This window comes from Massilia sp. ZL223 (assembly GCF_018119395.1).
Taxonomy (GTDB): Bacteria; Pseudomonadota; Gammaproteobacteria; order Burkholderiales; family Burkholderiaceae_D; genus Telluria.
Genome location: NZ_JAGPWD010000075.1, coordinates 1 through 7,138, shown reverse-complemented (window position 1 = coordinate 7,138; position 7,138 = coordinate 1). Strand labels below are relative to the sequence as shown.

6 protein-coding genes and 1 pseudogene are annotated in these 7,138 nt (G+C 65.2%); 2 read left to right on the top strand and 5 right to left on the bottom strand.

Features of this window, described 5'->3' with window-relative positions:
• Window positions 1-10: 10 nt before the first annotated feature.
• The 5 genes from KBW95_RS24325 to ubiE all read right to left on the bottom strand — a co-directional run bounded on the left by KBW95_RS24325 (window position 11) and on the right by ubiE (window position 4,660).
• Window positions 11-610 carry a methyltransferase domain-containing protein gene (locus KBW95_RS24325; protein ID WP_211529542.1) on the bottom strand — a complete coding sequence of 200 codons (600 nt, stop codon included), beginning with the start codon at window positions 608-610 and terminating at the stop codon, window positions 11-13.
• Entirely contained in the window at window positions 600-2,177 is a 1,578-nt protein-coding gene (gene ubiB / locus KBW95_RS24320) for a ubiquinone biosynthesis regulatory protein kinase UbiB (RefSeq protein ID WP_211527149.1), read from the bottom strand. Before ubiB ends, KBW95_RS24325 begins: the two co-directional genes overlap by 11 nt.
• Window positions 2,174-2,833 (bottom strand): SCP2 domain-containing protein, encoded by a 660-nt coding sequence (locus KBW95_RS24315; protein ID WP_211527150.1) that lies wholly within the window; start codon window positions 2,831-2,833, stop codon window positions 2,174-2,176. Before KBW95_RS24315 ends, ubiB begins: the two co-directional genes overlap by 4 nt.
• Window positions 2,834-2,940: 107 nt before the next feature.
• Window positions 2,941-3,915 carry a Tim44 domain-containing protein gene (locus KBW95_RS24310; protein WP_211527151.1) on the bottom strand — a complete coding sequence of 325 codons (975 nt, stop codon included), beginning with the start codon at window positions 3,913-3,915 and terminating at the stop codon, window positions 2,941-2,943.
• 10 nt (window positions 3,916-3,925) lie between these two features.
• Window positions 3,926-4,660, bottom strand: coding sequence for a bifunctional demethylmenaquinone methyltransferase/2-methoxy-6-polyprenyl-1,4-benzoquinol methylase UbiE (gene ubiE / locus KBW95_RS24305; protein WP_211527152.1), 735 nt, complete (start codon window positions 4,658-4,660; stop codon window positions 3,926-3,928).
• Between the two features lie 395 nt (window positions 4,661-5,055).
• On the opposite strand from ubiE, the gene KBW95_RS24300 reads away from it, so the two are divergent.
• On the top strand, window positions 5,056-6,321 hold the full coding sequence (locus KBW95_RS24300; RefSeq protein WP_229429993.1) for a sigma-54 dependent transcriptional regulator: 1,266 nt from the start codon (window positions 5,056-5,058) through the stop codon (window positions 6,319-6,321).
• Window positions 6,322-6,664: 343 nt separating this feature from the next.
• Window positions 6,665-7,138, top strand: a pseudogene (locus tag KBW95_RS24295) (hypothetical protein); the annotation flags it as partial.

Here is a 7,138-nt window from a genome sequence, read left to right as displayed (position 1 = left end):
CTTTTGGCGCCTAGCTGCGGCGCCAGGCCATCCAGCGTTCCTTGCCGGCGAAGACGGGAATCGAGTCCTGCACTGCCCTGTCCTCGATGCACTCGAAGTGCGAGGCCAGGAGTTCCTCGAGCCGCTCGCGGGCGATCCCGAAAGGCGGCCCCTTGGGCTTCTCGTCGAAGTAAAAGAAACCCGCCAGCAGCGCCCCTGGCGCCAGAAGCTCCGCCCAGCGCGCCGCGATGCGCGGCCACATGGCGGGCGGCATCGCGCACAGGAAGGCGCATTCGTAGACCATGTCCAGCGGCCGCTCGGGTTCCCAGGCGAAAAAATCCGCTTCCAGCACCCGTTCGGCCCACTGTCCCGCCACCCGCTTCGCGCGGGCCACGGCCTCGGGCGAGAAATCGATGGCGGTGGCCATCCAGCCCCGCTCCATCAGCCAGGCCAGTTCATAGCCGCTGCCGCAGCCGGGGATCAGGACCGTCAGCGGCTGTGCGCAGTCGGCGACGAAGCGCCGCATCTCGGCAGGAACAGAACCCCGGTCCCAGGGCGTGAAGCCGCGCGCGAAGCGCTCGTCCCAGAACCCGGGCTGGAGCGGATCGCGGTTGGAAAAGTCAGGCGCCATGCACCTGCAGCAGGTAGAAGCCGAGCGCCACGATGCCGGATCCGCCCAGCAGGAAGGCCAGCACGCCCAGCAGACGGTTGGTGCGGCGCTGCTGCATCACCAGCATCGCAAGCAGGTCGGACTGGGCGACGTTCGGACCGGCCAGGTGCGGATGGGTCTCGCGCGCCAGGGCCTGGTGCAGCAGGCGCGGGAACTGCGGGAAGATGTGGGCGTAGCGCGGCGCTTCGGCGCGCAGGCGCTCCACGAAGCCCTGCCAGCCGACCTGTTCGGACATCCAGCGCTCCAGGTAGGGCTTGGCGGTTTTCCACAGGTCCAGGTCAGGGTCGAGCTGGCGCCCCAGGCCTTCGATGTTGAGCAGGGTCTTCTGCAGCAGCACCAGCTGCGGCTGGACCTCGACGTTGAAGCGGCGCGAAGTCTGGAACAGGCGCAGCAGGATCTGGCCGAAGGAGATGTCCTTCAGCGGCCGGTCGAAGATCGGCTCGCAGCAGGCGCGCACGGCGGACTCCAGTTCGTCGACGCGGGTGGCCGGCGGCGCCCAACCGGATTCGATGTGGGCTTCGGCCACGCGCTTGTAGTCGCGGCGGAAGAAGGCCAGGAAGTTCTGCGACAGGTAGTCCTTGTCGAAGTCGTTCAGGGTGCCGACGATGCCGAAGTCGAGCGCGATGTAGCGGCCGAAGGTCTCCTTCTCGATCGAGACCAGGATGTTCCCCGGGTGCATATCGGCATGGAAGAAGCCGTCGCGGAACACCTGGGTGAAGAAGATCTCCACGCCGTCGCTCGACAGTTTTTTCAGGTCCACGCCCTCGGCCGCCAGGCGGTCGATCTGCGACACCGGGATGCCGCGCATGCGCTCCATCACGATCACGCTGCTGGAGCAATAGTCCCAGTACATCTCGGGCACCATCAAGAGGGTCGAGTTGGCGAAGTTGCGGCGCAGCTGGGCCGCGTTGGCCGCTTCGCGCATCAGGTCCAGCTCGTCGTGCAGGTATTTGTCGAATTCGCCCACGACTTCGCGCGGCTTGAGGCGGCGCGCCTCGCCCCACACGCGCTCGATCAGGCTGGCGGCCATGTGCATCAGGGCGATGTCTTCGTCGATCAGCTTCTTCATGCCCGGACGCAGCACCTTGACCGCGACGTCCTTGCCGTTCTTGAGGCGCGCGAAGTGCACCTGGGCGATCGAGGCCGAGGCCACCGGCTCGCGCTCGAAATGGGCGAACAGCTGGTCCGGATGGGCGCCGAGCGAACGCGTGATCTGGGCGATGGCCAGGTTGGAATCGAAAGGCGGCACCCGGTCCTGCAGCAAGGCCAGCTCGTCGGCGATATCCTGGGGCATCAGGTCGCGCCGGGTCGACAGCACCTGGCCGAACTTCACGAAGATGGGGCCGAGCTCCTCCAGCGCCTGGCGCAAACGGATCGCGCGCGGCGAGGTGATGCGGCGCCAGAAGAAGAAGGTGCTCATCAGGCGCGCGGTGCGCGGCGCGTTGATGCTGGTGACGGCGATCTCGTCGAGGCCGTATTTGGTGAATACAGCGAGGATGCGCAGCAGGCGCAGGAATTTCAATATCATCGGCGGTCCGAAGTCAGGTCCGTAATTACGCGCGGCGCGCTGGCGCTCTCGTGGTGCGCCAGCCGCTGTTCGAGTCGGGCAATGCGCTTGGCGGTGCGTTCGACGTCGTCGCGCAGGCGCACCACCTCGGCGGCGAATTCCTCGCGCATGGCCGGGCGCACCAGCACCGGTCGCTCTTCCGCCAGGAATTCGGCGAGGTTCTCGGCCAGGCGGCGGCCGGCGCCGCTGGCCAGCTGGACGGCCTGGCGCGCGCCAGACGCCACGCGGTGGGCGCCCAGCGGCCCGATCACCCGCTCCAGGTCGTGCTCGGCATCCCAGCGCAGGCCGTTGGCCAGTTGCGAGATCGTGTTCGCGAATTCCGCATCGCCTTCGATCTTCACATAGGACAGCGCGCGCGAGCGGTCCTGGGCGATGAGCGGCAGGTCGGTCAGCTTGACGCGGATGGTCACCCCGGCAGGCCCCTCGCCGCGGCTCGCTTCCAGCATGCCGTCGGCCGCCACGAGCATGCGCAGCTGCAGGTGGCCGGTGTCAATACAGGCTTCCTTGCCGGCATGGCGCGCCAGCGCCGCGCGCGCCCAGGCCTCCTGGGCCAGCAGGTGGTTGATCGCGGCCAGCGCGGGCATGGCCAGCGCCTGTTGGGGGGAACTCGGGAACATAAAAAAGTGCTCTAAATAAAAAAAACCGCCCGGGGAAAGCGGGCGGTCTCGATCTTACCAGTTTGCCGGGATCGTACCCGGCAGCACGGGAGCTTTACTGAAAATAATTACGCTACCTGCTGGATACCTGCCAGCACCCAGCCGCCCGTGCCCGCCAGCGGCTTGGACAGGTTCCACACCTCGACCAGCGGTTCGGCCGGCGCGTTCGGCGCGGTGCGGATCATGGCGTTGAACTGCACGCTCGCCAGGTAATCGTTGCCGCTGGTCTCGATACCCAGCAGCTGGGCGTCGACGGAGACCACGTCGGTGTAGTCGGCCACGCCATTGCGTTCCTGGATCTGCATCTTCAGCTCGGCGAACACTTCCGGCGAGGTGAATTCGCGCAGGTCGTTGGTGTCGCCGCGGTCCCATGCCGCCTGCAGGCGGATGAAGGACGACTTGGCCTGGCGCAGGAAGGCTTCCTGGTCGAAGTCGCCCGGCACGCCCCACTGGTTGTGGCTTGCGCCGCCCTTGTCGAGCATCACGCCGCCCTGGTTCTGCTGGCCCTGGAAGGCCGAGGGTTGATAGGCGCCCTGGCGCAGACCCGAGCCGATTTCCGGCGTGGACACCGCCCCGGCTTGCGCAGGCTGGGCCGCGCCGTAGCCGGCATTCGCGAAGGCCGGGTTGGCCGGGGTGTCCTTGCGGCGGAACATGCGCACGATGAACATCACGGCCAGGATCAGCAGGCCGATCATCAGGACCGAGGAGATCACGCTGGCGAGCGCACCGCCGATGCCGAAGTGCGACAGCAGCGCGCCCAGGCCCAGGCCCAGCAGCGCGCCGCCCAGGATGCCCTTCCACATGCTCGGCTTCTTGGCGGCCGCGGCGGCGGCGGCGCCGGTCGCGCCGGCGGCAGCGGCGGGCGCGGCGTTAGGCGCGCGCTGGAAGGCCGGGCTCGGGGCCGGAGCCGGAGCGGGCATCTGGCGCACGGCCTGCGACTGGCGGCCGAAGGAGCGCTTGCCGCCCATCGGGCGCGCGGTGGCTTCCGCGATCATCGACACCGCAGTGACGGCCAACATCATCGTGACCAAGAATTTTTTCATCTCGTTCTTCCTAGAGTTTAATACCAGTGTGCAATGCGGCCACACCCGCCGTCAGGTTGAAATACTGGACCCGCTCCAGTCCCGCATCGAGCATCATCCCTTTCAGGGTTTCCTGGTCGGGGTGCATGCGGATCGACTCCGCCAGATAGCGATAGCTATCGGCGTCGCCGGCGATCTTTTGTCCCAGCCACGGCAGCACCGAGAACGAATACACATCGTAGGGCTTCTGCAGCGGCGCGATCACCTTCGAGAACTCCAGCACCAGCAACTTGCCGCCCGGCTTCAGCACGCGGCGCATTTCCGCCAGCGCCTGGTCCTTGTGCGTCATGTTGCGCAGGCCGAAGGCCACGCTCACCCGGTCGAAGTAGTTGTCCGGGAAAGGCAGTTTCTCTGCGTCACACAGCAAGGTGGGGGTGACTAGACCTTTATTCAATAGACGGTCGCGGCCGACGCGCAGCATCGATTCGTTGATGTCGGTGAGCCAGACCTCGCCGGTATGGCCGGCCTGCCTGGCGAAGGCCTTGGCCAGGTCGCCCGTGCCGCCGGCGATGTCGAGCACCTTGAAGCCCGGGCGCACGCCGGCCTGGGCGATGGTGAAGGCCTTCCAGATGCGGTGCAGTCCGCCCGACATCAGGTCGTTCATGACGTCGTACTTGGAGGCGACCGAATGGAAAACCTTGGCGACTTCCTGGACCTTCTGGTCCTCGGCCACGGTCTTGTAGCCGAAATGGGTGGATTTGGTCATAGCTGCATGCGGGTTGGTGTTGCCGCATTATACAAGCAGCCGCGTCGTCCCCCGGCTATCGCGCCCTGGCCGGGCGGCCGAGCGGCAGTACCACAATAAGAAAATGCGGTAAAGACTTGATTCTTGTAGGAATTTTTCCGATGCAGATTCCCAACTCGACAACTTTTTGTGCGCCGAAAGGTAGCAGTTTCTGGTTAAATATCCGTTAACAAAACGCGCCGCAAAGCTCCGTGGCATACCACCGGAACTCGTCATGCGAAGCCATGCGAGATCGGCGGACAAGGTCTCCAGCTTGACCATTAATAACCAATAACAATGAGGTTACTGTGCCGGTCAAACGACTCTTATGCATCACCACCGAGGGAATCGCGGGTGTACAAAAGGCTTGCGGAGATTTGCAGGGCTGGGACGTGTGTACGGTCGAGGGCATCCACGCCGCGCACAGGGTGCTGGCACAGCAGCATTATTCGGTCGGACTGCTGCTCGACGGCGACAGCAGTCTCGAACACGACGACACCGAGCGCTTCCTGCAAGAACACCACCGCGTGCGCTGGATAGGGGTGTTCGGTCCCGACCTGTTGCATCGTCCTCAATTGCGCCAGGCCATCGCCACCCACTTGTGCGATTTTCACACCAGTCCGGTCGACAAACTGCGCCTGCAGCATTCGCTCGGGCACGCGCACGGCATGGCGATGCTGACCCGGCCCAGCCCATCATTGGCGCGCACGGACAAGGGACGCCACATCGACGGCCAGTCGGTGGCGATCCAGCGCCTGCGCGCCCACATCGACAAGATTGCCGCAGTCGATGCGCCGGTGCTGATCTCGGGCGAGAGCGGCAGCGGCAAGGAACTCGCGGCGCAGGAAGTCCACGCGCAGTCGCCGCGCGCCGCCGGGCCTTTCATCGCAATCAATTGCGCGGCCATCCCGCCTTCGCTGATCCACTCCGAACTGTTCGGCTACGAGCGCGGCGCCTTCACCGGCGCGGCGAAAGCCAAGCCGGGCCTGCTCGAAGCGGCATCTGGCGGCAGCATCTTCCTGGACGAGATCGGCGACCTGCCGCTCGACCTGCAAGCCAGCCTGCTGCGCTTCCTGCAGGAGCGCACCATCTACCGCGTTGGCAGCACGCGCACGGTGGCGGTCGACGCGCGCGTGATTGCCGCTACCCACGTGGACTTGCCCCAGGCCGTGGCCAAGGGCCGCTTTCGCGAGGACCTGTATTACCGCCTGAGCGTCTTTCCGATCCGGGTGCCCCCGCTGCGCGAGCGCAAGGACGACCTGCCCCTGCTGACCGAGTCCATCTTCAATAAATTTGCCGACGAAAAAAGCCCTCAGCTCAAGGGCATCAGCAAGCAGGCGCTGCGCGCCATGGCCCAGCATGACTGGCCCGGCAACATCCGCGAGTTGATCAACCGCATGCGGCGCGCCATGGTGCTCGCCGAAAAACGCCTGATCATGCCGGAAGACCTCGAGCTGGCGCTCCAGGACAGCGCCATCATCCTGCGAGACGGCCTCGACACCTCGCGCGGCAGTGCCGAGCGCATCGCCATCTCGAACAGCCTGGCCAAATGCGGCAACAACATCACCCAGGCCGCGCGCGACCTCGGCGTGTCTCGCATGACGCTGTACCGGCTGATGGCCAAGCACGCCATCGCCCCCTGAATCCGCCTCGCCCTTCCCCTCTTCATCTCCTACACACTGAAAGCAAGCATCCAGGTGCTGCTTTCGGTGTGTCCCTTGGCTTGCACTCTGCCCTGCGCCCAGGACTTGATACAGTCGGTGACACTTCCCGGTACTTTGTAACAGCCTTGCGACACCCTTTTGCCAAGATGTTGAAACGCCCCATCAATTGAGTCCTACAAACTTGCCAGGCATAAAAATTCACCGATTTATCAAACACTTGCAACTCCCCAGCTGGCTGGCACACAAACTGCTAGTCACCAAAGTGGACCGGTGCATGGAACGCCGGGCATTTCAACTTTCGGTGACACAAGGGGAGTAACAGATGAAGCGCACAATATTGGCGACCGCGATCGCACTGGCATTCAGCGTGGCACATGCACAGGAGGGGAACAACTCTGCTGGTCCTGTCGGCGGGGACAACCTGCAATCTCAAACCCGGATTGAGCGCGATAGTTCCGGCAACATCAACAGGTCCAACCAGAACCGTAGCCAGGGCAGCGCGGAAGCCACCGCCCGGGCTGCAGCGGCTGCCAACAACGGCGGCGAAGCCAACGCAACCACCGCCAATTCCTTCAACACCTCGAACGTCAACGCCAACGCGACCCTCCAGGGCGACGTGAGCAACGACGTCCGCCAGATCGGCAACATGGCCGACAACAACCGCAACGCCGCCGGCGGCGATGGGCGTGCCGCGGAAGGCGGCAATGCCACGGGCGGCAATGCGAACGGCAGCGCCGGCGGCACGAGCGGAGACGCCATGGGCGCGAATGGCCGCGCCGGCGGCGATGGCGGCGCT